At 38.4% G+C, this 26,788-nt stretch carries 40 protein-coding genes and 3 pseudogenes; 18 read left to right on the top strand and 25 right to left on the bottom strand.

From position 1 onward, the window contains the following. The first annotated feature begins 1 nt into the window (after position 1). Together tatB and tatC are read left to right on the top strand one after the other, a co-directional pair. Positions 2 to 304, top strand: coding sequence for a Sec-independent protein translocase protein TatB (tatB, locus tag CVPH_RS01415; RefSeq protein ID WP_201341765.1), 303 nt, complete (start codon positions 2 to 4; stop codon positions 302 to 304). Next, a complete protein-coding gene (gene tatC, locus CVPH_RS01410) occupies positions 304 to 1,164 on the top strand; it encodes a twin-arginine translocase subunit TatC (protein WP_201341764.1) in 861 nt (286 codons plus the stop codon). The genes tatB and tatC overlap by 1 nt, the downstream gene beginning before the upstream one ends. An 11-nt stretch (positions 1,165 to 1,175) precedes the next feature. On the opposite strand, the gene CVPH_RS01405 is transcribed toward tatC, so the two are convergent. The 16 genes and pseudogenes from CVPH_RS01405 to CVPH_RS01325 form a co-directional block, all read right to left on the bottom strand. Beyond that, positions 1,176 to 1,760: an ANTAR domain-containing response regulator gene (locus CVPH_RS01405; RefSeq protein WP_201341763.1), complete on the bottom strand. Its 585-nt coding sequence runs from the start codon at positions 1,758 to 1,760 to the stop codon at positions 1,176 to 1,178. Beyond that, a complete protein-coding gene (locus tag CVPH_RS01400; protein ID WP_201341762.1) occupies positions 1,757 to 2,197 on the bottom strand; it encodes a CBS domain-containing protein in 441 nt (146 codons plus the stop codon). The genes CVPH_RS01405 and CVPH_RS01400 overlap by 4 nt, the downstream gene beginning before the upstream one ends. A 163-nt stretch (positions 2,198 to 2,360) precedes the next feature. Beyond that, on the bottom strand, positions 2,361 to 3,029 hold the full coding sequence (locus tag CVPH_RS01395) for a TorF family putative porin (RefSeq protein WP_201341761.1): 669 nt from the start codon (positions 3,027 to 3,029) through the stop codon (positions 2,361 to 2,363). Positions 3,030 to 3,110: 81 nt separating this feature from the next. Further along, positions 3,111 to 4,199 (bottom strand): annotated as a pseudogene (locus CVPH_RS01390) (ammonium transporter family protein). 59 nt (positions 4,200 to 4,258) lie between these two features. Beyond that, complete coding sequence (locus CVPH_RS01385; protein ID WP_201341760.1) at positions 4,259 to 4,606, bottom strand: P-II family nitrogen regulator; 348 nt, start codon at positions 4,604 to 4,606, stop codon at positions 4,259 to 4,261. Between the two features lie 267 nt (positions 4,607 to 4,873). Further along, entirely contained in the window at positions 4,874 to 6,766 is a 1,893-nt protein-coding gene (locus tag CVPH_RS01380) for a helix-hairpin-helix domain-containing protein (RefSeq protein WP_201341759.1), read from the bottom strand. Positions 6,767 to 6,780: 14 nt separating this feature from the next. After that, positions 6,781 to 7,917, bottom strand: a complete 1,137-nt coding sequence (locus CVPH_RS01375; protein WP_201341758.1) for an NlpB/DapX family lipoprotein — start codon at positions 7,915 to 7,917, stop codon at positions 6,781 to 6,783. A 2-nt stretch (positions 7,918 to 7,919) separates the two neighbouring features. Beyond that, positions 7,920 to 8,810, bottom strand: a complete 891-nt coding sequence (gene dapA / locus CVPH_RS01370) for a 4-hydroxy-tetrahydrodipicolinate synthase (RefSeq protein WP_225879748.1) — start codon at positions 8,808 to 8,810, stop codon at positions 7,920 to 7,922. A gap of 115 nt (positions 8,811 to 8,925) precedes the next feature. Then, positions 8,926 to 10,164 carry an ammonium transporter gene (locus CVPH_RS01365; RefSeq protein WP_201342388.1) on the bottom strand — a complete coding sequence of 413 codons (1,239 nt, stop codon included), beginning with the start codon at positions 10,162 to 10,164 and terminating at the stop codon, positions 8,926 to 8,928. A 46-nt stretch (positions 10,165 to 10,210) separates the two neighbouring features. Further along, positions 10,211 to 10,549, bottom strand: coding sequence for a P-II family nitrogen regulator (locus tag CVPH_RS01360; protein ID WP_201338952.1), 339 nt, complete (start codon positions 10,547 to 10,549; stop codon positions 10,211 to 10,213). A 650-nt stretch (positions 10,550 to 11,199) separates the two neighbouring features. Further along, positions 11,200 to 11,718, bottom strand: coding sequence for a cadherin-like domain-containing protein (locus CVPH_RS01355; RefSeq protein WP_425353137.1), 519 nt, complete (start codon positions 11,716 to 11,718; stop codon positions 11,200 to 11,202). A 5-nt stretch (positions 11,719 to 11,723) separates the two neighbouring features. Further along, positions 11,724 to 12,530: pseudogene (locus tag CVPH_RS01350) on the bottom strand (SPM autocatalytic domain-containing protein). A 1-nt stretch (position 12,531) separates the two neighbouring features. Continuing rightward, a complete protein-coding gene (locus tag CVPH_RS01340; protein WP_225879747.1) occupies positions 12,532 to 13,095 on the bottom strand; it encodes a hypothetical protein in 564 nt (187 codons plus the stop codon). Between the two features lie 2 nt (positions 13,096 to 13,097). Beyond that, positions 13,098 to 13,388: a hypothetical protein gene (locus CVPH_RS01335; RefSeq protein ID WP_201341753.1), complete on the bottom strand. Its 291-nt coding sequence runs from the start codon at positions 13,386 to 13,388 to the stop codon at positions 13,098 to 13,100. A 135-nt stretch (positions 13,389 to 13,523) separates the two neighbouring features. Further along, positions 13,524 to 13,784 (bottom strand): hypothetical protein, encoded by a 261-nt coding sequence (locus CVPH_RS01330; protein WP_225879746.1) that lies wholly within the window; start codon positions 13,782 to 13,784, stop codon positions 13,524 to 13,526. 643 nt (positions 13,785 to 14,427) lie between these two features. Beyond that, complete coding sequence (locus CVPH_RS01325; protein ID WP_201341751.1) at positions 14,428 to 15,081, bottom strand: LexA family transcriptional regulator; 654 nt, start codon at positions 15,079 to 15,081, stop codon at positions 14,428 to 14,430. 173 nt (positions 15,082 to 15,254) lie between these two features. Between CVPH_RS01325 and CVPH_RS01320 the strand changes: the two genes are divergently transcribed. The 16 genes and pseudogenes from CVPH_RS01320 (at position 15,255) to CVPH_RS01245 (ending at position 22,820) form a co-directional block, all read left to right on the top strand. Beyond that, entirely contained in the window at positions 15,255 to 15,434 is a 180-nt protein-coding gene (locus CVPH_RS01320) for a hypothetical protein (RefSeq protein WP_201341750.1), read from the top strand. A 312-nt stretch (positions 15,435 to 15,746) separates the two neighbouring features. Beyond that, positions 15,747 to 16,946 carry a DDE-type integrase/transposase/recombinase gene (locus CVPH_RS01315; RefSeq protein WP_201341749.1) on the top strand — a complete coding sequence of 400 codons (1,200 nt, stop codon included), beginning with the start codon at positions 15,747 to 15,749 and terminating at the stop codon, positions 16,944 to 16,946. 107 nt (positions 16,947 to 17,053) lie between these two features. Beyond that, complete coding sequence (locus tag CVPH_RS01310) at positions 17,054 to 17,584, top strand: Mu transposase C-terminal domain-containing protein (RefSeq protein ID WP_201341748.1); 531 nt, start codon at positions 17,054 to 17,056, stop codon at positions 17,582 to 17,584. A 118-nt stretch (positions 17,585 to 17,702) separates the two neighbouring features. After that, positions 17,703 to 18,032, top strand: a complete 330-nt coding sequence (locus CVPH_RS01305) for a TniB family NTP-binding protein (RefSeq protein WP_225879844.1) — start codon at positions 17,703 to 17,705, stop codon at positions 18,030 to 18,032. 40 nt (positions 18,033 to 18,072) lie between these two features. Beyond that, a complete protein-coding gene (locus CVPH_RS11070; RefSeq protein WP_201341746.1) occupies positions 18,073 to 18,234 on the top strand; it encodes an AAA family ATPase in 162 nt (53 codons plus the stop codon). A 158-nt stretch (positions 18,235 to 18,392) separates the two neighbouring features. Then, positions 18,393 to 18,911 (top strand): annotated as a pseudogene (locus CVPH_RS09920) (host-nuclease inhibitor Gam family protein). A 52-nt stretch (positions 18,912 to 18,963) separates the two neighbouring features. Continuing rightward, positions 18,964 to 19,290 carry a glycoside hydrolase family protein gene (locus tag CVPH_RS01285; protein ID WP_425353121.1) on the top strand — a complete coding sequence of 109 codons (327 nt, stop codon included), beginning with the start codon at positions 18,964 to 18,966 and terminating at the stop codon, positions 19,288 to 19,290. Positions 19,291 to 19,451: 161 nt separating this feature from the next. Then, positions 19,452 to 19,580, top strand: a complete 129-nt coding sequence (locus tag CVPH_RS10615) for a hypothetical protein (protein WP_281064653.1) — start codon at positions 19,452 to 19,454, stop codon at positions 19,578 to 19,580. A 491-nt stretch (positions 19,581 to 20,071) separates the two neighbouring features. Next, entirely contained in the window at positions 20,072 to 20,293 is a 222-nt protein-coding gene (locus tag CVPH_RS01280) for a hypothetical protein (protein ID WP_201341743.1), read from the top strand. Continuing rightward, a complete protein-coding gene (locus tag CVPH_RS01275; RefSeq protein ID WP_201341742.1) occupies positions 20,293 to 20,433 on the top strand; it encodes a hypothetical protein in 141 nt (46 codons plus the stop codon). Before CVPH_RS01280 ends, CVPH_RS01275 begins: the two co-directional genes overlap by 1 nt. Positions 20,434 to 21,093: 660 nt before the next feature. Next, on the top strand, positions 21,094 to 21,348 hold the full coding sequence (locus CVPH_RS01270) for a P-loop NTPase family protein (protein ID WP_201341741.1): 255 nt from the start codon (positions 21,094 to 21,096) through the stop codon (positions 21,346 to 21,348). Between the two features lie 199 nt (positions 21,349 to 21,547). After that, on the top strand, positions 21,548 to 21,751 hold the full coding sequence (locus CVPH_RS01265) for a P-loop NTPase family protein (protein ID WP_201341740.1): 204 nt from the start codon (positions 21,548 to 21,550) through the stop codon (positions 21,749 to 21,751). Further along, positions 21,751 to 21,900: a hypothetical protein gene (locus CVPH_RS01260; RefSeq protein WP_201341739.1), complete on the top strand. Its 150-nt coding sequence runs from the start codon at positions 21,751 to 21,753 to the stop codon at positions 21,898 to 21,900. The genes CVPH_RS01265 and CVPH_RS01260 overlap by 1 nt, the downstream gene beginning before the upstream one ends. A 57-nt stretch (positions 21,901 to 21,957) precedes the next feature. Continuing rightward, a complete protein-coding gene (locus CVPH_RS01255) occupies positions 21,958 to 22,170 on the top strand; it encodes a hypothetical protein (RefSeq protein ID WP_201341738.1) in 213 nt (70 codons plus the stop codon). A 127-nt stretch (positions 22,171 to 22,297) separates the two neighbouring features. Then, the gene (locus CVPH_RS01250; protein WP_201341737.1) at positions 22,298 to 22,555 is read left to right on the top strand and encodes a hypothetical protein; all 258 of its coding nucleotides are present in this window, start codon (positions 22,298 to 22,300) and stop codon (positions 22,553 to 22,555) included. Continuing rightward, complete coding sequence (locus CVPH_RS01245; RefSeq protein WP_201341736.1) at positions 22,524 to 22,820, top strand: hypothetical protein; 297 nt, start codon at positions 22,524 to 22,526, stop codon at positions 22,818 to 22,820. Before CVPH_RS01250 ends, CVPH_RS01245 begins: the two co-directional genes overlap by 32 nt. 679 nt (positions 22,821 to 23,499) lie before the next feature. Here the strand turns inward: CVPH_RS01245 and CVPH_RS01240 are convergent. The 9 genes from CVPH_RS01240 to CVPH_RS01205 all read right to left on the bottom strand — a co-directional run bounded on the left by CVPH_RS01240 (position 23,500) and on the right by CVPH_RS01205 (position 26,771). Continuing rightward, positions 23,500 to 23,754: a DUF4875 domain-containing protein gene (locus CVPH_RS01240; protein WP_201341735.1), complete on the bottom strand. Its 255-nt coding sequence runs from the start codon at positions 23,752 to 23,754 to the stop codon at positions 23,500 to 23,502. A 13-nt stretch (positions 23,755 to 23,767) separates the two neighbouring features. Continuing rightward, complete coding sequence (locus CVPH_RS01235) at positions 23,768 to 24,013, bottom strand: DUF4875 domain-containing protein (RefSeq protein WP_201341734.1); 246 nt, start codon at positions 24,011 to 24,013, stop codon at positions 23,768 to 23,770. Between the two features lie 442 nt (positions 24,014 to 24,455). Next, positions 24,456 to 24,581 (bottom strand): hypothetical protein, encoded by a 126-nt coding sequence (locus tag CVPH_RS10610; RefSeq protein WP_281064652.1) that lies wholly within the window; start codon positions 24,579 to 24,581, stop codon positions 24,456 to 24,458. A 15-nt stretch (positions 24,582 to 24,596) separates the two neighbouring features. Beyond that, positions 24,597 to 24,929, bottom strand: a complete 333-nt coding sequence (locus CVPH_RS01230) for a hypothetical protein (protein WP_201341733.1) — start codon at positions 24,927 to 24,929, stop codon at positions 24,597 to 24,599. A 43-nt stretch (positions 24,930 to 24,972) separates the two neighbouring features. Next, a complete protein-coding gene (locus CVPH_RS01225) occupies positions 24,973 to 25,134 on the bottom strand; it encodes a hypothetical protein (protein WP_201341732.1) in 162 nt (53 codons plus the stop codon). 433 nt (positions 25,135 to 25,567) lie between these two features. Further along, positions 25,568 to 25,807, bottom strand: a complete 240-nt coding sequence (locus CVPH_RS01220) for a hypothetical protein (protein ID WP_201341731.1) — start codon at positions 25,805 to 25,807, stop codon at positions 25,568 to 25,570. A gap of 93 nt (positions 25,808 to 25,900) precedes the next feature. Then, positions 25,901 to 26,104, bottom strand: a complete 204-nt coding sequence (locus CVPH_RS01215; protein ID WP_201341730.1) for a hypothetical protein — start codon at positions 26,102 to 26,104, stop codon at positions 25,901 to 25,903. Between the two features lie 130 nt (positions 26,105 to 26,234). Continuing rightward, the gene (locus CVPH_RS01210) at positions 26,235 to 26,519 is read right to left on the bottom strand and encodes a hypothetical protein (RefSeq protein WP_201341729.1); all 285 of its coding nucleotides are present in this window, start codon (positions 26,517 to 26,519) and stop codon (positions 26,235 to 26,237) included. A gap of 66 nt (positions 26,520 to 26,585) precedes the next feature. After that, complete coding sequence (locus CVPH_RS01205) at positions 26,586 to 26,771, bottom strand: hypothetical protein (protein WP_201341728.1); 186 nt, start codon at positions 26,769 to 26,771, stop codon at positions 26,586 to 26,588. Positions 26,772 to 26,788: the final 17 nt, after the last annotated feature.

Genomic DNA, 26,788 nt, shown 5'->3' with positions numbered 1-26,788 from the left:
CATGTTTGATGTTGGCTTTTGGGAATTTACCTTAATTGGTATTATTGCACTCATTATAGTTGGGCCAGAACGCATGCCCGCAATTGCTAGAAAAGCAGGCACTTATGTTGGTAAAGCCAAGCGTTTTATTGCCAATATTCAGGATGATATTAGTGATGAACTTGAGATTGACAAACTCAAAGAGCATCTAAATACTGTGGATAAAAAATCTAATATTTTAGAGATTTTTGATGACACGAAAAATACTTTGAGTGACACTAGAAACACCTTTAATGATATTAAAAACAACCCTGATCAAAAATAATGACCAATAAAGAAATGACTTTTGTTCAGCATTTGGTTGAACTTCGCAATGTTTTATTGCACTCGGTTATTGCTATTTTGATTATTTTTATTGGCATCTTCCCTTTTGCTAATGAAGTTTATGGTTTTATTGCAGCACCCATTATCAACGTACTACCTGAAGATACCAACATTATTGCCATTGGTGTCATATCACCATTTTTAACACCATTAAAAATGGCGCTCATTATTGCTGTCTACGTGGCCATGCCCTATCTTTTATACCAAATCTGGTCGTTTATTGCACCTGCACTTTACAAGCACGAAAAGCAAATGATTTTGCCATTGGTTGTCTCATCGACCATTTTATTTTACACAGGACTGTTGTTTTCTTTTTATGTGGTTTTTCCTGTTATATTTGGTTTTCTGTCTAGTGTTGGTCCTAATATTGTTGACTTTACCCCAGATATTCAATATTATCTAGACTTTGTACTCAAAGTTTCTTTTGCCTTTGGTGTGGCTTTTGAAGTACCCATTGCCACCATATTGTTGATTATGTTTGGCATAACAACGGTCGAAAAACTAAAGAGCAACCGACCTTATGTCATTATTGGTGCTTTTGTTTTAGGTATGTTGTTAACACCACCTGATATCATCTCTCAAACCTTAATTGCAATTCCAATGTGGTTGTTATTTGAAGCAGGTCTGATTTTTGCACCATTATTCAAACAAAACAAGCAAGAAACGCCTGATGGACCCTCTCCAAACCCTGGCAAAAATTCTTCAGAAAAAGAAGCGGCTTCAGATGATGACGATTGGAGTGATGATGAAATGGAGGCAGAGATGGAGAAAATTGATGCTGAAATGAAAAAAATTAGATAAAGAATAAAACCCTACTCTAGCAATTCAAAAGCATTAATCACACTTTCAGCCACATCAACAATACGCTTATTTTTATTCATAGCCATTTTACGTAACGACTGGTAGGCCTCTTCTTCATTAACACCCTTGTGTTGTATTAACAAGCCTTTGGCTTTTTCAACTGCTTTACGCTCTGAAAGCTGATTACGTATCGCATCCAGCTCGTCTTTAAGTGCTTGAAACTCTCTAAATCTAGCAATCGCTACATCAATAATGGGTTGCACTCTATTCTCTTCAAGTCCATCAACAATATAAGCATGAACGCCAGATTTAATAGCAGAGCTTGCCATTCCAGGACCTGATTCTTTAGTAAACATAACAATAGGTTTAGGTTTGGTTTTATTAATGTCTGTCAAATTTGCAAATACTTGTTCATCAGGAATATCTGCATTAACAATCACCACATCCGCATGCGTCATTTCATTACTATCTTGTAAGTTTGAGCTGTCACTCATGCGACAAATCACTTCATGACCCTTATCTTGCAAGGCTCTACGTAACATGGCTGAACGCCCTGTATTTTTATCAACTAAGATAATTTTTAAAGCGGTATTCACTTAATACGTGATTTAAAAATAGCTCTATGCACATCACCAATACTCACAATACCAACTAATTTATTGTTGTGAGTCACTGGAATTCTTCTAAAATTTCTAAGCCACATAGTGGATGCTGCTTTAAGGCATGGCATACTTAAATCAATGCTAGCAACAGCTTTAGTCATCAATTCGCCCACTTTAACATTCATGGTATCTTTGTAATTACGCTCCATATTTTCAAAGTCAAAATGCGTATCGCTCATCACCTCGTCTAATTTTGGAAACATATGTTGTAGAATATCTTTTTCAGAGATAATGCCGACTAAATTGTTATCATCATCCACCACTGGCGCGCCACTAATGTGATCCATCACCATAATAATAGCAACGTCTTTGACCAGCTGATCAGGAGTGACTGTTTTTACATTGGTTGACATAATATCTTGAACTTGCATGTTTATACCTCAGTATCTTTTATTAAAACTTTCATTCTACCTGATTTCTTCTAAATTCAAAAAAAAACATAAGGCATTCTGCCTTATGTTTTATTGATAAAAGTTATAACAATTTTTTTATATAAAACCAAACTTGACTAGTAACACAGAATCCTTTAATACATTAAAAACTTTTGCCAATACTAAAAACAACATGGTTCTCGCTATCATCATCTGTTGGTTTGGATTTATTCCAAGCAATGACATAATCAAGTTCGCCCATAGATTTGGCAAGTGTTATAGAATGGTATTTGTTACTATCTTTATAATCGCCATATACTAATGTGGTATCTATGCCTGACAATTCTAAATTATAAGACAATTCTAAATTATCATTTGCGCCATCAATACCCTTGTACTGAGTCAATCCAAAGCCCTTGTAAGATGCGCTCACATAAACTTCCTCAAAACTAGCAGCGGTTGCATTCGGATATTGATAACTGATATAGCCAACTTCATAAGCAACCTGCTTATAATTCATGGCATATGAACCATATAAATCCATTTCAATAGAGGTATCTTTTCCATTAGTGTCTTTAAAACTAACATTTGAACCCCATACCCCAAGTGCAAATCCATTGTTAAAATCATAATCCAATCCACCTGAGATAGTCACTTCTTTCTCATGATTGCTTGCACTATCAACATGTTGTGCCAGTCCTCTCCAAATGTAGTCATTAGCAATAGTAATATTGCCACTAATGGATGATTGTACTTCTTCAGCTAAAGATGAAAAACTCATTGTTGAGGTTAAACCAATTGCTAATAATATCTTTTTTGTCTTGTTTTTCATATTTTTCCTTGTTTTAATTTTAAAAATTTTATTTAAAGTAAGCGCCAAAAACGCTTACTTTTTTGTATTACTTATTATCTTTTATTTGGTAAATTCAGGGTAAGCCTCCAAGCCACATTCTGAAATATCAACACCTGAGAATTCTTCTTCTTCAGAAACTCGAATACCCATCACTTTTAAGTATTAACCACAACACTATTGAAGTGCCAAATACCCAGATAAAGATTGCTCCTGCTCCTTTTGCCCCCCAACTGGCCACTAAATGACACGCCAATATTGGTTAATGGCACTGCTAATAGACCCCATAAGCCAACCACACCATGAACAGAAATTGCACCCACTGGATCGTCAATTTTGAATACTTTATCTAGAGCATTAATCGAAAATACCGCCAAAATACCGCCAATTAATGTCGCTCCTAAAGTGCTCGACGTGTCTGGACCCGCGGTAATGGCCGCCAATCCAGCCAATGCGCCATTAAGTGCCATAGTTAAATCTGCCTTACCCCATAAAAGTAATTTACCCAATAACAATGCTGAGATTACGCCACCTGCTGGCTGCTGCGTTGGTGTTTAAAAATACCATTACTACTGCATTAACACTCTCTTCTCCTTGCTTGCCATTGGCATATTAGCACCAGGAATCGCTCTAGAATTACCTTGAGCATCATATTTACCCTTACGAATACCTAAACTAATACACCAGCCAAAACTGCTGCTGCACCTGCCATATGCACAATACCTGAACCTGCAAAATCAGCAAAACCCAAATCAGCCAATTTAAACAAACCAAAAACTACATCGCCATTCCAAGTCCAAGCGCCTTCCATTGGATAAATCACTGCTGTGAATACAACAGCAAAAGCAAAAAAAGCAAATAACTTCATTCTTTCTGCCACTGCACCTGAAACAATTGACATTGCTGTTGCAACAAAGACGACTTGAAAGTAAAAATCTGCTGCATTTGAATATTTATCGCCCGTACCGTTAATACCATCTAGCAGAATACCGCCCCATACATAATGTCATAACCAACCACCATATACATCATACAAGCAATCGCAAACAGCCCAATATTTTTGGTCAAAATTTCAGCTGTGTTTTTACTACGAACCAACCCCGCTTCTAGCATCGAAAAACCAGCAGCCATCCACATAACTAATGCGCCCATTACTAAAAAGTATCTAGGGCGAATTGCATTTCAATTAATGTATTTTCCATGTTGCCTCCTTATAGTGCTACTGAGCCAGTTTCACCCGTACGAATACGAAGTACTTGCTCTAATGATGAAACAAATATCTTTCCATCTCCAATTTTTCCTTCACCTTCTGATTTAGCAGCGGTGCTAATAGCTTCAACCACGCCATCGACTTGATCTACTGCAATGGCAATTTCTAGTTTAACTTTAGGTAAAAAATCCACCGTATATTCTGCACCACGATAAAGTTCTGTATGTCCTTTTTGACGACCAAAGCCTTTGACTTCTGTGGCTGTAATGCCTGAAACACCAATTTCAGAAAGTGCCTCTCTAACATCATCAAGCTTAAACGGCTTAATAATTGCTGTTACCATTTTCATTTAACTTCTCCTTTTTTAAAAACAAAAAAAGCCAGTCGTTATGCTTGTAAAAAAATACAAACTTAACGACTGGCTTCAATACCTTATTTTCAACTCCGTCATGAAACTGACAAAAAAATACGTTTATTTAAAACTCCTTTCGCAAGAAATCTAAATAAACGTCTGTGTTCTTTGCTAAATACCCGCCTTTAGGTATTAACTGCTGGTAATTATAACCATAAAAACAAAGCAATGCTATTTTTTTTATGAGTACTATTTATTACATAGTTAAATTTTAGATAAATAATCAGCTTCAGTCATCACTACTACGCCAAGATTTTCAGCATCTTGGATTTTATTTTGTCCAACTTTATCACCAATAACTAAGTAATCTATTTTGGCACTAATGGAAGTTGAAACTTTAATACCAATTGACTTAGCGTGTTTTTTCATGTCGCCTCTTGAATGGCTCATTTTGCCAGTAAAAACAACCTTTTTATTAAATAGTTCATGTGTTAATGTTTGCAAATCTTTGGTTAGTATGGTTGTTTCCAAATTAAAACCATATTGATATAATTGATTAAATTCATCAGCAATAGAAGCCAACCCTTGTACAATTATTTGCGCTGTTAACTCAGCAAAGCCATCAATATTAGCTACTTGTTCTAAATTTAAATCAAAAATATCATTCAAATGATGGGACTTTAAAAGGTTTTCACAATTACCCAAGCCCATTCGATGCACGCCAAATGCTGCTAAAAAACGCCAGTCTTCAACCTGCTCACTAACAGAGCGGTTTAGTTGGCTAATAAGATTCATACTGGTTTTTTCGCCAAACCCCATTGCCACTAAATACTCTACATTTAAGGCATAAATTTGTGAAACTGACCTAATATCATGCGCATATAGCTTTTCAATAGTAGCAATACCAAAACCGTCATTATTGGCCAATATCTTAAAAAAATAGGTCATTTTTCCAACAATTTGAGCGGGGCAACTTTTACGATTAGTACACATTAGAAAGTCTGATTCCCAGACAAGTGGCTTGTCGCAACTTGGACAATTATCAGGAATGTCAACAGGCATAGGTTTTAATACCGATATAATTTTAGGAATAACCAACCCAGAGCGAGTTAGCTCAACCACACTGCCCGCACCCAAGCCTTGCTCTTTCACCAACCCGTAATGATGCCCTGTTGCACGTACAATGGTTGCACCACTCAACAAGGTAGGTTCTAGCTCTGCTACTGGGGTTATTTTTCCACTACGCCCTACTTGAGGTGTCACGCTGAGCACTTGGACTTGTGCTTTGTCTTTGTTTTCTTTAAAGGCAATTTGCCAGCGATGGAATTTTCGATTAGCACCCATTTGAGTTTTTAAATCAGCATTAATTACCTCAAAAACCACGCCATCTACATCAAAATCTACCATCACCAACACCTGAGCAACAATTTGGTCAAATTTAGCAACTAATTCAGCTACAAGACCTGACCAAGTGGGCAATTGAACAAACGGAACAAATAAAGCGGCTTTATTTATAATGGCCTTTTGGGCTTGCTTATCTAAGGTTTTTTCTTTAATAAGACTGGCTTGAAAATTACGTGGATATTCAAAACTGTGTGCTAAATATTTTTCAAAATAGCTTTTTTTAATTACAATTTCACCCGCACCAAGTCCACGCTCAGCATCGTTAAAAACACACAAACCTCGCTCAAATACTCGGGAAATATCGCTGCCTTTTTTACCATCACCTCGCGTATAAAGTCGGTTACCATCATCAAATCCAGCAAAACCGTCTAGTTTAGGTGTGGCTTTGATTTGAATATTGCTCAAATCTAGTCCAATTTGCATGGCTGATTTTTCTAAGCGTTCTATCCATTTACTCACTTTATCCCATAAGTATGCCTTATCAATAGAAAGCATTACCTCTGGTAATAAGACTTTTTCCTCAGAAAAGACTTGCCCTTCTGGCTCTATAGATTTGAGTAGCGGATTGTTAGGGTCTCTATCTTTAAGTGCAGCAAGATAAATAAAATCATAATCTTGGTCACTAATAATAGGTTTTCCAGCTCGATAAGCTAGATTGGCTATTTGGCAAAATTGTGCTAATTCTTCATCTGATAACTCATCCACCAATACCTCTTGATGGATGAGTTTATCAACAATGTCTTGTGACAGCATCACCCTTTATTTAACTAAAACTGCTTGGCAATATCGCCTAAGAATTGATAACTAAAGTCAATTGTTGCTTGCTTATTCTCTTCAGATAAATCATTAAAGTAAACTTCTGTTATATTGCTGTCAACTTGCCTAACAACAATTTGAAAAGACTTTTTAATCGCGTCATCGCCAAACATTCTTGAGAATATACCCTTATCCTCTTCTTTAGCAATATTGATATAAAAACTACCTTCTTTAACGTCTTTATCCTCAACATCAATACCAAGTTGGTCCAACGCCCAGCCGATATTATTCCAAGTTTCATATTGCGTTAATGAGAACACCAGCTTGGCATAACCACCAATACTTTTAGCAACTTTCACCGTTAACTCTTGTTGCTCTCTAGCGGCCATAATTTTCTCTCTAGCAAGTGCGTGGTCACTACCTAAAAAGGTCATTAATCGGTATAACATTTCTGTTTCAAGCGTGTGGTCTTTAGCTTGAGATTGCCAAATGGTATTCTCATCATCACTACCCTTGTTGGTTAATACTTCTTGCATTGAAGTGAGTGATAAATAAACCTCAGTCTTGTTGCCATTGTCAGTGGGTTCGATACGAAGTCGATATTTATCAGCAATCGGTAGTGTGTATCTAGTTTTTGTCGCCTTTCTGAGCATAGAACGAATAAGACCCAAAGATTGGTCAGGAATTTCTGGGTGATTTTCTAAAAAATCAGTCTCCATCACTCCAATTTTTTTATTAGCTTTCTTGATAATAAAGCCATGAGACTTAAAGAAACCTTTAGCCAAACCCCACACTACATCTGGATTTTTATCAACCACCAGCCAACGAAGACTGCCAGATTTCATCACCTCAACATTAGAAGGTGTTCTTAAAACATTTGAAGCTTCCTTGATTGTACTGTCTTTTTCAGAAAAACTAATCAAGTCCTCTTGAATATTGGCAACATACTCACTTAACTTTAAGGCGTTTTGGGCACTGGGTTTGGTTAAATCTGGCGGAATTTCTAAAGAAGTTAATGTTTTATTTGAATAATATTTAATGTCTCTTTCGCCAAGTCCATCTTGTTTTTGTTTTTCTTTACCGCCTAAAGAAATACAACCACTTAAAGAAAACACCAAAAGCAGTGTTGTTAATTTTCTGATTACCATTATTATATAACTCCTAAATTGGATAAATCTTGCTCTAGCATTGCTTGAGCTTGTTGTGATAATGTCGTTAAAGGTAAGCGAATGCCATGATTGTACTTGCCCATTTTAAACATTGCCCATTTAACAGGGATTGGATTGGATTCAATGAACAAATGTTGATGCAAATTAGCCAGTGGTGCATTGGTTGATTCTGCTGATTCTCTGTTGCTCTCAAGCGCAAATTGATAAGCACAAGCCACCTGCTTTGGTACAACATTAGCCGTCACAGAAATACCGCCATGCCCACCCATTAAAATAAATTCAACTGCTGTTGCATCATCGCCACTATAAAGCAAAAAATCATCCGCGCATTGTTCAATCAATGCCTTTGCAACATTCAAATCACCTGTTGCGTCTTTAATGCCAATAATATTATCAATGCTGGACAAACGAAGTGCTGTTTCTACGCAGAGATCAACCGCCGTTCTACTAGGCACATTATATAAAATTTGGTCAATATCTACTGCTTCAGCAATCAACTTATAATGCTGATACAACCCCTCTTGGGTCGGCTTATTGTAATATGGTGTGACCAAAAGACAAGCATCCGCACCAATTGCTTTAGCAGCTTTAGTAAGCTCAATAGCTTCAGAAGTCGAATTTGCACCCGTGCCAGCAATGACTGGAATGCGCGAATTGGCAAACTCAACCGTTGCCCGCATTACCTCAATATGCTCATCCTGATTAAGCGTTGCGCTCTCGCCTGTAGTACCCATCGAGACGATCGCTTTAGTGCCAGCGTCAATATGAAACGCCACCAATGATTTTAGTACGCCAAAATCTATCGACCCATCATCAAACATTGGGGTGATTAGGGCGACCATTGAGCCAGTTAGTGGGTGATTTATGCGCACTTTGATTACTTAATAAAACTAATTAGTGTGAATTATATACGAATCCGTTTTTATCAACATAAAAAAACCTGCTAATGGTCTAACAATAAGCAGGTTCAATTAAGCTTAGTTTGGCTTACAAATCGTAGCCTTTTTCTTCATGAGAAACAATGTCCAAGCCTTGTTGTTCTTCCTCTTCACTCACTCTTAAGCCCGTTATAACATCCACCACTTTAAGAATAAGGTAAGTGGCAACAGCCGTGTAAATAACCGTTGCCACTACACCTGTGAATTGAATTTGTAATTGTTCAGCAATCACAATTGCCTCACGATCCCAGCCGCCTTGTCCAGAAAGAATACCCAACTCTTTAGAGGCAAAAAAACCTGCCATTAAGGTGCCAATAATACCGCCCACGCCATGCACAGGAAATACATCTAATGAATCATCAATTTTAAATTTTTGCTTGATGATAATCACCGCATTAAAACACACAATACCCGCAATAAAGCCAATCACTAAAGCACCTGCAGGACCTACAAAACCTGAGGCTGGTGTGATTGTCCCCAAACCTGCAACCATGCCTGTTACTGTGCCTAATGCAGTTGGTTTACCAAATTTAATCCACTCGTAAAACATCCACGTAACCGCGCCCGTTGCCGCTGAGATGTGCGTCACCAAAATAGCCATCGCCGCATCCCCGCCTGCTGCCAAAGCAGAACCACCATTAAAACCAAACCAACCAACCCACAACATCGCCGCACCCGTAATGGTCATGGTCATGTTGTGCGGTGGCATGGGGTTTTTTAAAAAACCCTTTCTAGGCCCTAAAACAATAGCCGCTACTAATGCCGCAATACCCGCAGTAATATGAACAACTGTACCACCAGCATAATCAAGCACATTGCCTAGCCAGCCACCACCCCACACCCAATGCGTAATAGGTGCATAAACCACTAATAACCAAATAGAGCTAAATAATAACACCGCTGAAAATTTCATTCTTTCTGCATAACCACCAATAATCAAAGCTGGGGTAATAATGGCAAATGTCATTTGAAACATGGCAAACAAAGATTCTGGAATTGAGCCATTGACCGTATTGATATTGACTTGCGCCAAAAGCACGTTAGAAAAATCACCAAAGTAAGGATTTTCACCTGAAAAAGCAATAGAATAACCCACCACAAACCACAAAATACTGACAATACCCGCAATGGCAAAACACTGCATTAGTATTGATAAGATATTTTTAGTGCGAACCAGCCCACCATAAAATAACGCCAAACCTGGCAATGTCATAAACAACACCAAAGCCGTTGATGTCATTATCCAAGCCGTATCAGCACCGTTAATCTCTTGTGCAAACACACCCATTGGCAAGCACGCCAATATTGCTAATATTTTCTTCACTGCCAACTCCTTAAAGCGCGTCTTTATCGGTTTCGCCTGTGCGAATACGAACCACTTTGTCTAAATTGGTCACAAAAATTTTACCATCACCCACCTTGCCAGAATTAGCCACATTACTAATCACCTCAATCACTTCATCAAGTCTTGAAGCCTCAATTGCAATTTCTAATTTAATTTTAGGCAAAAAGTCAATTTGATACTCCGCCCCTCGATACAACTCAGTGTGTCCTTTTTGACGACCAAAACCTTTCACCTCAGTGACCGTTACGCCAGACACACCAACCTCAGATAACGCCTCTCTAACATCGTCTAATTTATGTGGTCTTAAAATTGCTGTCACAAACTTCATATTTCTCTCCTATTTTCGTCATTAATCTAAATCATCATGCAATTTTCATTGCCATGCATCACCTGATTATAGAAATTATTTAGAAAAAAAGCAATAGCCCATAGCGGCCTTTTATAGATACTTGAAAACAAGTATTAGCTAATATTAAAAACCATTTGTAGCTGATATGTAATCATTGCCTTTAATTTGTTAACACTAAGAGCATAGTTAAAAAAACCATGGTTTGCATGGCTATTAGTATTACTATTAAAAACTGCTTAATTTAATACAATGCCATCAATCCCAAAATCATTTTGTCTTGCACTAGTTCCTAAGCTTTTTAGCTCAAAAATATGTGCGCCACTAGATTCACTCATAAAGCCAACACTTTCTTAAAGCCATCCTGCGCCGCCTGCCTGTGCTAAATAAACTGCGCCTGCCTTTTCTCCGTCAATATAAAGCTGTGTTTCAACTTTACGATTTGCATTAACCCAATAATCAAATTGATATTGCTGATTAGTATCTAACTTAATTTCTTGTTGCTAAAAAGCTTTAGCCTCTCCTAAGGTAGAGCCATCAACCATTAAAAACTTACCAAAACCTCCTAAGCCAAAAGTATCGCCCAAGCCCCAATTAGGTGGTGTGTCAACAATCGCTAAGGTGTCATGCCCTCATGCCTGAGTAAGGATTTGATAATCTGTTTGGAAGGCTTGATTACCTTGTTCAAAACCGCCATTTATTGCTAAATTATCCGAAACTTTCACATTAATATTAGCCCTTGCATTGCTTAATTCATGCCCGTCACTAATTTTATATTCAAGTACAATGCCGCCACGAAAATTGACATTTGGCGTAAATATCCATGTGGCATCATCATGTTTGGTTAAAACGCCATTATTACCCACAATACTAAGTTGCACGATACTTAAATCATCAATATTTAAATCTGCAGTACTCACACCTTCTAAATAAATTGCATTCACCCCATCAGTGGTTTGAACCTTACTATAAGAAACACCATTGTCATCATACTCACTAATGGTGGTATCACGCAAGGCGCGAATGCTTTTAAAATTGCTTAAATCAAGCGTATCAAGCCCTGTCTCAAAATCCTTAATCAAGTTTGTCAGGCCTGTATTACTACTCGCTTGGTGAGTGGCTAATTTAAAAACATCTGCACCACCATCAATATAACCTACCCAGCACCACTATTAATCACGTCATCACCCCCCATTATATGTAGCATAGATAACGTCTTTACCACCACAACCGATTCAATACCCAGTGCATCAGCATCAATATCCCTTGCACCACCTCCAACAATCACCAGCTTATCATAACCACTGCCACCTTGAATATGCATGCTGTCTAGCATATCTTCATTATCAACCGATAAAACATCATCATCCGCACCGCCTGAAAGCAATACTGCATAATCTGCTTGGCTGGCATCTTGTGTATCATCGCCATTATTGCCTGTGGCAATGTCATAATTGCCTTGAACAAGGTCAAGGTGCATGGGTTTGGTATTGCTATTATGAAAATAGCTTGTTCGTTCAGTACTGCCTGGCTCTAAGACAAATTTAAAACCATACTGAGTTTGTATCATTTTATAGCCATGAGTTTTATAGCTAAAACTAACATCTGCCACAATACCTGAAGTGCCATCTGTTTTGCTATATTGGGTTTGCCCATAAACAATATTGCCATCACTCAGGGTTTGCTGTGCACCATCAGTAGTAAGATTAATCGAGCTGATGCCTAATGAGGTAAGTGTTTGTAACTCCCCATCATCCACCACACCATTGGTATTTTTATCCTACCAAATGCGAAACTCACTAAAGCAAGTGTCTTGATTATCAAACACCCCATCCTTATTACTATCAAAGGCATCTTTTAGCCCTTCTAAATCAGTATTAGCCGCCTCAGACCAATTGCTAAACACAAACTCTTTGGTGCTTGATATTTTCCCATCAGCACCTGCATTGCCCGTCTCATCCAAATCAACATAAGTAGTTAGAGTTGTCTCTTGTGGTGATTTCAATACCGTCGCCATCAAGGTCTAAAATAATGGGGTTGGCATTGGTAAAGTACTCGCTCCAGTTTTGCTTTTGAACTAAGTACTCAGATGCCTCCACAATCCAAGTGTTTTCCTCTTCTGTCCATACAAGTTGTTCTTCAAGCCATTCTTCTTTAGTTTTAGATGCGTAAACATAATAAAAGCCATTTGGAAAATCAATATTAACTGGTGTATACTCATAATCTCCAAACACTAAATCAAATACCCACTGTGAAAAATCAGCATAACTATCGAAATATGGGCTACCTGATTCAAAATAACCCAAAGCTTCTTTCATGGTTTCAATTATTGTTATGCTATGATACCACCCCAACAAAGAAACAATATTAGTGGCACCAACCTCTTTAGCCTGAACATCAGATAAGTTTATTTTTCCAAAAGGGAGTTTAAAAGCGCCATCGCCAGTCTCACCTGCATGCCAAGTAGCGCCTTTATTAATTGAGTACAACCAACTAACATCATCACTAGCAACAACATTCACAACCATTTTTACAACAATATTTGTCGAATAGCCTGAGAACTAACCCCCAACCCCAAACTACTAGTAGTGAAAGCCACTTCATTTTTAAATGGAATGGCAAAACCATGTCCATATGTTTGCCTAAACGCTATATCACCAATCTCAAAATAGGCATCAGTAGGCAACAAAAAACCAAACGCATGATCATCTTTATTTGCATCAATAAAAGTGATACCGCCATCAAAAGAGTACTGCAAAGTTGCAAAAGCTGTAACCGAAGCTCTAATAAGATTGTGTGCCGTAACCCCATCATCTTGCATATCTATATATGTACACCACCAACTGGTTGATCGTTCCAATGATACTCATTCGTCCAATCATCATAGTTTACCAACCACTGCTGATAATCCCCAGCCTTTAGGTTATTACCACCAATACTGCCCTTACCTCTTCATCTATCCATATAGCTCCACCGCCACTAACAACTGGCTTGGCAGTGCCAAAGACGTCAATGTCATTTTTATCAAAACCATAAACATCAAAGCCTTCACTATCAAAGCCTTGTTGTTTATAGCTCCATTGGTCATAGCCTTCACCATCATAGGTTTTTCCTCAAGGTTGTGTTTGATTTGTTCAAGGGCACCTAATTTGGTATTGGGATTTTGCTGTTGGTGGGCTTGTTTGGCTTTTTCGAGTTGTTGGTCAAAGGTTTCCAAGTTATTTTTTGTTGGATTATTAAAATAATTGTCATACGCCTTCCTAAGAGAAAACCCAAGTGCTTGTGTATATGGGTTGTACATTAGCATTTAAACTAACCCCCCTAATCCTATATCAGTATCTGGTGTTAATGCTTTTGGAATGATGCTAGCCTTACCAAGGGCTTGTGCTGCCCATAACAGTTCATTGTGCACCTGAAAGTAAGTTGTAACTAGGTGGGTTAGCTTCAGACTTGGAAATAAAGTCTATTAGATTGTTGTATTGGGTATTGGTTATTGGGATAGATTAGGTTAAGGACTCATTATATGGATGTTTAGTGTCGTCCCATATTTTTCCAGCTCCAACAAGTCCAGTTTCTATTGGAGCAAAACCATAGCCCTTGCTATAAATCGCTGTTTAAAATGTACCTTCGCTTTTTCGGATTTGTAAGTTATTGATTTTAAAAGAATTTTACTTTTTGAAATTGGCTGAAAAAAGCCGAAAAATAGACCAACGCTCTACCAACGCCCCATTAAAAACCGCACTATATAGCGGTTTATGTCAAGTTTAGTAAAAATAAGAACACACCAAGACACCCCAACGCCCTAAATATGATTAGCTCACAATGATTTAAACAGGCTATAAATCGTGTTTAATGATGGTTTAAATCCAACTGTGTGCATGCCAAACAACAGCGCCTAAAATAGCGAAATCAGTAGGTGGTTTTTCTGGGTTGATCATTATGTTGTCATAGGCTTTGTTGCGGCTAACAAGAGACCATAGACCATCGCCCGTTCGCTGGATACTCTTAACCAACAAATCACCGTCTAACCTAATAGCGTATGGCATACCTTCGCTAGGCTTTGTTCTGCTTGCGTCTATCATGACAATATCTTTATCCTTGAGTAGCGGCTCCATAGAATCACCTATTATGCGCACTAGGCTAAGTTGGATAATATCTAAGCTTTTTTTGACAAGCCATTGTTTATCAAATGGACGAGCGCCAATGCTTAAAGCATGTTCTGACGGACAAGCACCCATACCAGCAGACAAAGTTACATCGTACTGAGATATTTGTACAGTGTCGGAATGGGCTGTTACCGCCTTACCTTGCAATGCTTTTGGGAATATTGACTCTCCTACTTGTTTGCCAGTCAGCAGATAACCTATGTCTATATTTTCACTTTGAGAGATTTTCTCACATTCAGGATAAGGAACTCTACCTCTAGTTTTCCACGTACTAATAGCACCGCTGCTTTTTAAACCTAGGTATATAGCCAGTTCTGTATTTGTTTTACAGCTCGTAGCACTTTTCATTCTCTCTATTATTGGATTTATTTCTCTCATATTATAAATAATAGTTTATTTTCTCTCAAAATGGATATATAATAACAACAACTTAACGATATAAGTAATTATACATTATGACTTTAAGAGAGAAAATAAAGGATGTTTACAGCACACTAAGACACTTTTGTAGGGAAAACAACGTGAACTATAACAGCCTAAGGCAAGTACTTGATGGGCTTCAAAAAAGTCGATTTGTTGTTGAAGCCCTGATGGCTGATGGTTTTATAAAGTGCGTTGAAGAGTTACAATATGCTAATGTTCAAGTAGACGGTAGAACGACGGTTAAGGTTAATGACCGTAAACGAAAGGGCGTGGTATGAAACAGTACTTATCTGAACTGTCCATATTCTTTATTAACCTTGACTTTACGCCGAGCGTGATATTTTTGTGTGTTGTGCTTGTGTTTACAATGATGGCGCTCTTGAGGGTGATTATTGGATGAATTGCACTCAAACACCTATTTGTCCGTTTTACAGCTATCAAGATATGGACGCTCTTGAAAACCAAGAGCAGTCTGCTTTTCAATGTGCCTACTGCAGTAATGAATATTCAGCGCGAAACAATAATGGCATTGTTATCTATACGCACGACACGACAGTTGCTTGTTTTTTACCATACGTGAGGTGTGCTTGATGAATAGTAAACAACTAGTTAAAGAGTTAAATGTTGGTCTCAGACATGTACAGAAATTAACTGCACGAGCAAAAGATAGTTGCACCCATGTGGTTGAATATGGTAACAAGCGCTACACTATTGCTGTAATAGAAGGAGTCGGCGGGTGTGGCAAGGTGTATGAATATGAAAAAGTAGTAACACTATCATGCAAACCTAAACGTCGTGTCAGTTCTGGTTTCAACATTAACCCTAGGGACTTGCCAGTCTTTTCAAATATTAATAAGCCAACCAGCACAGAGCGCTTAGATTTAGTGCGATTTATCAATACGACCAGACACCCAATCAGTCATATTGCTCAATTTTATTATTCAATATATGACACAACTGCCTCGCCACTTAGCCTAAGTTCAAAATTTAAGCGCTGGGTTAAGTTATTCAAAAAACAAGATGCTAGTGCGCTAAATGATAAGCACAGCAGTAAAGAATTTAAAACAGACTTAAACCTTGTTGAACAAGCTATAGTGGCCATGGCCACTAAGCATTACACAAATGCTTTTAGTGAGTATTGCCTTATTTATGCCGATAAACACGATTTAAATGTTGATTTTCGAAATCTTGGTGCTGATATTAGTGAAAGTAGTTTTAAGCGCAGTGTCCATTATCCGTTCAAAATCAAGCTTCTTTTAAAAGATTATTTGCATCTTAGCATGGAATATGCATTCACTTACGCCGAACCAAGCTTTGGGCGTAAGTGGGCATATGCAAATGAGCAATGGAAAATAGATGCAACACCGCTGGACATCATGTGCAAAGTGCCGCATATTGGCGGTGTACGTGATTATACAAATAAGATTATAAGCGATAACTATCACTTGGTGCACCCGCAACTCATTGCTATTGTTGACAACAAAACAGGCGCTAGAGTGTCGGCTGTATTTCAAAGTTCAAACACTTATTCTAACTTACGCCTACTTTATAAAGCTTTTCAAAAATTGGGTATTCCTGAGGTTATTAAAGGTGACAATGGTGCCGATTATGTATCTGAACACATACAGGGCGTATTGGAATATTTAAGCATTAACTACATCCGCACAGGCAAGGCTAAAGGTGACCAAAAGGCAAAATTGAGCGTGTATTTAGAAGTTTGCGGCACTGTGCTGCTTTTGAAAGTTTGGCAGGTTTTGTTGGCCACAATGTCAACCAACGTCAGCATTTAGAAAACGAAGCCTCTACAAAACTAGAAAGGTTATCAGGCGTACAAACCAACATCAAAGCTAACTTCATGTGATGGTGGAAAGTTGAGAACTGGATTGATAACTATCTCATGCACAAAGACGAAGAAAAGTACGCACAGCACTCAGCGTTAGATATTGATTTAGACATTATCTATCGAACACTTGGCAAAAAATCAAATAAGCGCGTATCAAAAGAAGGCATCCGCCATCGCAACACACACTTTTTATCACTTGAGATGTGGGAACAAATCACCATTGGTGATGAGGTTGAGGTGCGCGAGAATATTAATGACAGTAATAAGTTGTTTTTATTCAAAGATGGTGCATTTATCTGTGAGATACAAGACAAACAAGTAATGCACGTAATGATTGGATTAAGTGTTGAGGACATTAAAGCCAATAAAAAAGCTTACAAACAACGTGTTGTTAAGGCTGTTAAGCAGCGCACCAAACAAGCACAAAAAACTTATAAACAACATCAAGACGCTATGCCTGATGAGTATTTAGATATTGAGCAAGCACAGGTTGATTTACGCAAACAAACAAAACAGGAAAAGCAAAAGAGTTTAGAGCAAACAGATTTTCAGAAGTTGGTTTTAGAATTGGTTGCAAACGAGTGATTTAACCACAATATGCAATAGTTGCATATTGTGGTTAAGCCATTAAAACAAAGGAGTAATAACATGGCCTTTATCAACGATAAGGGTCTATCACAAGCAAGTGTAGCGTGTAGCATTGGTGCCAGTACTGGATGCTCTATTCCAATATTTAAAAGGTGTTTATAAGGGCAATACAAAGGACTTAAAAACCCGTGTTGATACTTATATTGCAAATTATCAAACCAAAACAATCAAAGCAGATACACTGATACAAACAAGGGACTTGGTGTCTATCCACTGGACGATTGACGAAGTTGTTATTAGAGAGCAGATGGGTGTTATTTATGGCAAAACGGGCACAGGCAAAACATTGGCTGTTAAAGCGTATGTTGCTAAACATCCTGAGGCTATCTTAATTCAAACCACGCCAATGATTAGTGGTAAAAGCCTACTACACAGCAAATACTAGACCAGCAAGGCAATAAAAATGTGTCTGGCTCTGCTGAAAGATGTTGTTTCATGAACGCGTGGCTAATTTCAAACGCTCAGAGCACGTGCTTATTATTGATGAGGCTGAAAATTTGACTACGAAAAGTTTAGAATTAATTAGGCGGCTTTTTGACTTTAGCCAAGTGCCTGTCGTACTGATAGGTACATATACACTGCTGTAGAACCTTAAAGGACGTAGCGGCGAGTTATTACAAATGCTTTATGAATATTTAATAAACAAGGAGTAAAAATAGGTAGAAGAGAACAAATGCAAAAAGCTGAAGAGGAAGTGCAAAAGCAACGTGCTAGAAAGTATGACAGCAAAAAATAAGGAGTAATTATGTCTAGAACAAGAATAAAAAGCGGCAATACAGATGCACCACAAACTCAAACGCAAGCAGAGCAGTGGTTGCAAGAATTAGCAACCAAGCAAGGGCGAGTATCAAGTATTGAGGATGCCATGAACGAGCAACTCACTCAAACTAAAAAGAGCTTTGAGCAACAAGCCAAGCCACTTAATGAAGAGATAGAGGACTTATTTTCAGGTATTAAATCATGGGCAAGCGCTAATCGTGAACAACTGTGCAAATGAGGGCTAAAGAGCGTTTCAATCGCCACAGGGCAAATCGGCTGGCGCAAAAATCCGCCAAGTGTTCGCATTAGTAAAGTTGCTGATGTGATTGAGCGCTTAAAGCTAACAAGTTTTGTGCGCACAAAAGAGACCGTAAATAAAGAGGCAATATTAAAAGACAGCGAACGTGCAGCAGACGTAGCGGGCATTAGTATCACTTCAGGGGTTGAGTTGTTTTTTGTTGAGCCTTTTGAGACCGAGATTGAAAAAGCCTCGGTGATTAAATAATGAACACTAGCACAAAGCTATACGCCACTCGCTTGTTGAAAAACACGAAAGTTTGCGATTAATGCCCTACCAATGCAGTGTTGGTAAGTTAACCATTGGCTATGGCCATAATCTAGATGCTAATGGTATTAGCGCCGAGTTGGCCAATAGTCTGCTTGAGAACGATGTGGACAAAACTTGTCGTGAACTACAAGCGCACAAATGGTTTAACACGCTTAGTGTTGCTCGTAAAGTAGCGCTGGTTGATATGTGTTTTAACCTCGGTTTGCCAAGACTACTAAAGTTTAAGTTGATGATTGTTGCGTTAAAAACGGGTAATTATGAGCTTGTTGCTAAAGAAATGCTAGACAGCAAGTGGGACAACACGCAACAACACTAGCATTTATGATGAAAAACAACGCTTTATAAGCAAAAAGTTGGCTGGTAACAGCTTGCTTTTGTAGAGTGCATTTGACTCCCCCAAGTGTGCTCTACAAAAGATAAATGGAGATTAAAAAAATGGCAAAACTAACACAGAAACAACAATAGTTTAGACGTAACTTGCTGGGCAAGATACACCAGTCTGAGCGTTATTTAGCATTTTATAAAGCCAACGGAGAGGATGTTTATCGCACAATGCTACAAGACAGCTTTAATAAGCACAGTGCTGTGGATTTAACCATTAATTAATTACTTTATTGGACTTTTTACTGGGTAAAACTAACGCCTTATTTGATGCAATAACCAGCAACCAAGCACACTTGGATGCAAGTATCTCGCGTGAAAAATATCCCTGCACTAATACGGTTTATCAACAATAACACAGGCGAAACTTTTTTAAACGTTGAAAGCTTAAAGTAAGCAACAAGTCAGCGGTATTTTAGCTGCGCTGAACAAAATGCGTCCAAAGAGTGGTCAACAAACAAAAACTAAACAAAAAAAAGACGGCGCTACGTATTTTACCCTAGTTGCTTAAATGAGAAAACTAAAGTCACTGGCACAACTAATGACGTAGTGGTTGAGCGTTATAGGAGATGCCCCGCTTGTGGTTACGGTTTTATGACGATTAAAGGGTTAAAAGCCGACCCAACTTGGAAAATAAATACGCAGTACTCAGATGCTAAAGTTGCGGTAATTTTAAAAAAGAGCCACCGTGGCGCAAAACAACAGAAGATGTTCTAATGATTGGAAGAATACGCCAAAAGCCAGCCTATTTTTTAAACTCCCATTGTGGCAAAGCACAGGGTGAAAACGACACTTACGCTCTTAGCACTAGTGCAGCAAGTGGCTCACCCATCGTGCAGAGTCAGAAAACAGGTAAAGCTTTCACACTGGAATGGCAAGAGATTTTAGAGCTAGCTGAAGAGGCTGGCATTAGCGATATAAAACAAGAGGTGCGCTAATGTTGTTATGTGATAACCGAAAATATGCACGCACAAGCCAGTGTGCACGAGCAGATAAAGACAAGCGTGGTGCTTTTAAGCAACACGGTGCGTTTAACGAGTTGGATTGTAGTTTTTTGTCCAGCGCAGAAAGCCACTAAGCACTAGATATTGGCAAGCAGAGCTAGCAATAGGGCTAATTGACAAACCATTTCACAAAAGAGGTCTTATGAGATATTTCACACTACAGAACCACCCAAAATTGCCAGAGTTTCATGGGCAAGAGTACCCTTATTGCCAAGGCTTGAAAACGGAAAAAGAAATCATCAACATATTTTATAGATTTCACAAAAAATCCAATGTAATGTGGTGGTGTGACTCCTTACCATTCAAACTACCTGCATTTTTTGATCTTAATTATATTACCGACCACTGGGCTGTTAAATTTGTAACTAGAAAAGAGGATTTTTAATATGAACATGGTAACCATCAACAATAAAGACTATACAGCGAAGCAATTGGCTTTGATGTTTGATTGTAGTATTTCTTTTACACATAGAAAATACAGGTAAGGGGCGTGTACATTATCTGAATTTGAATTGAAAAGGTCAAAAAGGCGCACGTATTTATTAGGTGGTAAGCGCCACACAATCATGCAGCTATGCAACAAGAGTTCAGACTACAAAGCGGCCACAGAACCTTTTTAAGCCTTTCAATGCCATTGAAAAAAGAAGATCCAAGCATAATCAAACTATTGATTACATGAGCACTAATGGCATTACGATGCAAGACGAGCTACTTAAACTAGCCCTGAGGACTATATGAACACACTAGACTTTTTAAATGGCACAAGCTTAGTAGTTGATGACTTTAACGCCAATACTAACTTCATCATTAGTGATTTTCTTGCCGAAGGCTTAATCACGCTTTTTTATGCCGATGGCGGCAATGGCAAAAGTTGGCTAGGCTTTGCCATTGCAAAGCACTGCACACAGCTATCAAAGCAAGTCATTTACCTTGATTTTGACAATCCGCTGAGCGTTCTCTTAAAGAACGCAATATTAATGATCTATTAGTTGCAAGCCATCCTACCTTGCAATACGTACAACGCTCTAAAAGCGTACTAACACCGCCCGACTTATTAGAGCGCTTAAGTGATGACGCTGTTTTCGTGACGCTTATGCTAATTGCGTGTTTGTATTTGACAGCTTGTGCAACTTTACAAATATCAATAATGATAATGATAATGTTACCATGCAGTGTTTCACGCAAATAATGAACTTACGCGAGGCAGGCGCAACCGTGGTAGTACCACATCATTCTAACAAAGACGGCAAGAATTACCAAGGATCCAACAACATTAGAAACTCAGTTGACAACATGTACCAATTAAGCAAACTACCCAGTGAAGATGGCAGGCTACACCTCCACCTTCAGGTTAAAAAAGAGCGCTGCGCTATTATACTGACCAAGCCTTAGTGATTGACCCAAAAACACTGGATATTGAAGTTACCGATGTGAGCAAAGCACTCATTTCTGACGAGAAAAATGCCTTCATAGAAGGTGTTAGCGCAAAACTTGCCCAAGGGAAAATGCAACAAAACAAAACTGCTCGCTGCATTGGGTAGAAATAAGGACGACAAGACCGCTAAAAATGGCTTGACGAGTTTGATGGCACGTACTGGATGAGTGAGAAAAAAGCAGGTATGTTCACTTGTCAACTTAAAGACAACAGTTGTAGCAGTAGTAATAATTGTACGACCGATGAAATTATCAAATATCGTGTTATGAAAAAGTTAGCTGGCTTTGACCGTTGGAAACCAGCGGGCGGTAGTTGTATCTTTGGCTCAGAACATGAAGCAGAAACGTTTATTACTGAAGAACAAAAAAAGATTTAGCGTCGACCACAGGCTTTCAAAACTGTACTTATAAAGCTGAAACTATTTTTTTAGAAAATGAGCTACTTATTGCAAAGACACAAGCCTCCCTTGCAGTTCTTACTAAGCAAGCTGCGAGCTATTAGTTATGCGCACAGTTGATGCCGCTGCACTTGTTTGTTTTTTCCAGTTTCTGCTGGTATTTCTCAAGCACCTCAACATGCGGGTGATTATTAGCAGCAAGGTTGCAAAGTCCATGATGATCACTTTCTTTATTCAGCTGAGTTGGCTGGTTAGCTCAGGGCTTGGTATTAAAGGTTTTTTAGAGGGTGATTTATTGATCGTTGCCGTTTTTCTACTCTCAGATGTGGCAGGTGTTTGGTTTAATTTTAAGTTTGATGCTTGAGTTATTATTTGAACTTCAAAGAACAACCAAAGGGCGAAAAAATACTCGTGGTGTTTACTTGTTTCAGTCTTGTGAGCTTACAGAAAATTACACGCAGATAAACGAAGTTACAAAAATCAAAGCCTCATTGAGCTATTTAGAGAAAAGACGTGGCTTATTGCCAACTACAAAGTGGAACGGCGAATCTGATAATCAGTACATCTGTAGGCTACGCAAACTACAAGCAATTGACAAAAAAGACTCACTGACAATTGAGTTGAACTAATAACGCTTAAATACTCTAAAGCAACTAACTGACAAGGGTTTAGGTGGTTATCCTTATTCTAACTATCAATTTTTTAAAAGTTGGTAGTTAGAATAAATAAGTTGTTTTGTCATTCATTTATGATGAATAAAACTATCTGTCTATCAAAATATGTAAAAAATGATTAATAAGACTGTATCCATCTCTAAATGATAGCTCTTTAACAACTTACTAGTTAAAAAATGCTGCTTTGTTTACTTGTCGCACCATGATTGTTTTTTGCCGCCAAAATAGCGAAAAGCGAGGTTTTGGTCAATAAGTGCATCTGCAACATCTACACCATCAGCAAATAAACGCCCAACAATGCGGGAAGCATTTACCTTGGCCGGTTTGTTTTAAAGTGATCACTTTAGCGGTTTTGAGTGTGGCTCTGGGTTTGTCACGGGCAATCTTGGCAAGACGTTTTTCACTTTGGCATTTGCTGCGTATCTCAAGGGTATCAATGCCATAGATACGGATACCAATGTTATTGTACAGCATCGGCTCGGTGCAGTTGACTAAATTAACACGAATGGTATCGCCATCGTAGACTTTAAGAACTTTGGTAACTTAAAAAGTACGATATATTTTTTGAGCTGCGTGAGTGGCGCTTATAATTGATAAACAAGCAGCAATTAATACAACCCTTGCCTGCGCGCTTTTATTTTTCAACGTTATATTTTTTACGTATCACACCATTGTTAGCAGCATCATAAGATATATTAAGTTTTTTGGCGATTAGGGTTAACTTCTCCTCAAAACCAGTAATGCCTTTTATGAGACCTTCTTTATCATTCAATAATGCCATTACTTTTAGATTTGTATCTTTAAATGTTCGTGATTCAACAGCCTCTACTTTCCACTCCCAACCTTGGTCGCCTGAGTTTCCACCGCCATCAGGTGCATAATCTGCCATTGCATACAGATAGTCAGAATTTTGAGTCAGACTTTCTGTCTGAATAGAGTTTGATGTAAATAACCTCTGCATCTGCTTCACCTTGCTTATCAATAGCCGCTTTCATCGCAGTTTGTGCTAGTTGCTCAAATGTATTTGCTTTTTGAGAGACGATTGTAAACCCAAGCCTGTCTCTACCGCCAAAGCCAATATCATCTGTATTGCCGACTACTTCATAGGCTTGGGCTTGTTTTAAGTTAAAAAGCAGTCTGTTTATCATCTCGCAAAACAGCGGGTATATCGCCTTTGTCGTCAAACGGCATAAAACTACGCTTTGAGGCTGTTTCAGAACCGAATTGGTGCGTGGCAGGATACGGATAGCCGTTGACGTGAGCATTAGTGCCAATCGTGACATTCGTGTTGTCGTGTATGGCTGCTGTGGTTTCTTGTAAGCGTCCGCTTTCATATAAAGGCTTGCCTTTTTAAACTTGAGTGTTGATGCTGCCAATGGCTGCCATGGTTTACCCCACGGGCTTGTTCCCCAATGGTATTGAGCAGTTGATTGGCTATTTCTGCCATAACGGGGCGTACTTCTTTGTAATTAATTTTCCCACCTCTTCTAAAAATTCGGTACGCCATTTCACTCACATCTAATAAGTCGTCATGTGCGCTGCTCGGATAAGTATCAAGCTCTTCGATAAGTAGTGCATCTTTTGCGCAAACTAAAAAATAGTACCATCATTAACTAAAGGTGCAATACTGTCAATCCTTAATACCTTGGGTGCAGTGTTGCGTAGTTCTTTAACGCTCAGCGGAATATCTATACTTTTTGCTTCTTTTTTTAACACATCTTTAAAAAATTCTTAGAACGCCGCCACTTCACAAGTGATGGTGGTGGGTGCGATGGCGCTGAGTTTTGAATATTGAGCGATAATGCGAGGGATGAGTTTAACGGGGCTCATGCGGTAACCTTTAACACTTAAGTAAAATTTATCATCTTTTTTACTTAGTGTAGCTACACTAAGGTAGTCACCTTTTTTCTTGCCCATTGCTGAATCTAAACCTATCCAGTATATGTCGCATACTGGCATTTTATCAAAAGTGGTATATTTATCAAATAATAGCCCCTCTTTTGATAACCGTGTATTTTGATACTCTGACATAAATGAATCTATATCCTCGAAATATTCATCCATAATCTCTTTAACATTAATCTCTGGGTCATCTAATACCCATTTTTTATGGGTTTAGCATATCAGTATCATCAGGAAACTTACGTACCGGTGGAAAATCAAAGCTTACAAAGTCTTTACGCGTACTTAAGTACGGCAATAGCTCATCATTGTGCAATACAGTGCCTACTACTAATGTGTACTCCTTCTTTAAACTCGGTAATTTCATTACCGCTTTCTTGAACCAGTTCTCAAGTTTTTTGCGCTGTTGTTTGCTTTCTACTTATTCATCATTTTCGATATCATCAACAATAATTAAATCGGGTCTGAATGCTAGAAATTTAATACCCCCTTAGTTTTTTACCTGAACCATAGCCTTTTATACGACACAAAAGCCCATCAACGCTAATGACTATGTTTTTCTCCCTCCATGTTTTTGGAAAGCTTAGGTTAAAATCATATCTAAAATTTGCATTGCCCTCGCATTCTGTTTTAAAAAACTCAAACAACTCTCCGACAGTATCCTCCGTTGCATCAATTACAACTACGCTCCTAACTTCTTGTTTTGCAACTTTCCAAAGCGTGAAAAGCTAACTTAGTGTTGTCGTTTTTGCGCTGTTTCGATAAGCTTTAAATACCAGCTTTTTGTGTTGCTTTGTTAATTACTCGATATTTTTATGTACGAACTTACGAAAATGCGAACTGTCGGTCTTTGCACCTTTGATGTGGTTCGGGAAGTATGTTTTTATAAACGTCAAAAAATCATCTTTGGCGCGTTTAATGCGCTTGTCTTTGCCCTTGTCTGCAAGCCTTGGCAAGGCTTTTAAGTAAAGGGAAAGTTCGCTGATATCTTTGGCATTCACTGAATTATTTGAGTATCTTGCTGACGATTGTGTCTGCATTTTGGCTTAGAAATCCAATCACACAGGTCGCTTATGCCTCTAGCGCCATTTGTGAAATATTGTGAATGATATCTTTTGCAACTGCCGCGGTGTTTACCTTAGGGTTGTCTTTTTGAGCTTATAGTAAGTGCCAATGTATTTACTGATTGTGTTGATCTGTTTCTCAGGCTTGGACGCATCTAAATCTTTAAGTGCTGACTCAAACGAGTGGATAAGCAGTGACACGAACTCTTGCTCTGAACCCTTGGTATCTGCACTGTCAATTGCTTTTAAAAAGCGTAAATTATCCCAGTCCACGCCTTTTTACCAAGTCTGTCGTTTTGTAGTTGTGTATCGTTGTTCTTGAGAGTGATAAAAGCGTTGCAATATCTTTAATCGTCATGTGCTTATCAACAAATAAGCGCCTTGCTTTACTGGTGCTTTACGTTCATTTTTTTAAAATTGTTTCTGCATGTCTATCGCTAAAAAGTAGTTGTAATAAGAAGTAGCCGAGCGTACCAGCAAGTGCCGCACTGGCAAGCCAATAATCAAAAGTATGTGTCCAACCGAACTTGTCAATAATAACAGGTGCTGAAATAAACCCAATAACTGCACCGATTATGAACCGCTGAAACATTAACAAATTATTACTCTCTTTAGAGTTAAATACGACCGCAATTGCACTGCCCATGACTGAGCCTAGAACTTTGGCTAGAAAAGTTTCATTTAACATACTCATCCCTTGTTTGTTCTAATCTAATTTGACAATCAACACAGTGCGTTGCCATTGGCTGTACACTTATAAATGCTCGTCGCTTAACACTTCAGCATACCCGTAACACACGACTTCTTCGCCGCGCCATTCGTCAAAACATTGGCTAAAAGTTTGCCCGCTTTGGCTTTGGTTTAGCCTTACTTGGTGTTCTCTAAGTGCGATATCGCGTGCCATTTCTTCATGTTTTGTCGCCGTGTCTGATTGATCCATGTGCTAGCCTTTATTGA

This window comes from Abyssogena phaseoliformis symbiont OG214, assembly GCF_016592595.1.
Lineage (GTDB): Bacteria > Pseudomonadota > Gammaproteobacteria > PS1 > Pseudothioglobaceae > Ruthia.
Note: the sequence above shows the minus strand (reverse complement) of the source record. Positions and strands in the feature narration are given on the sequence as shown.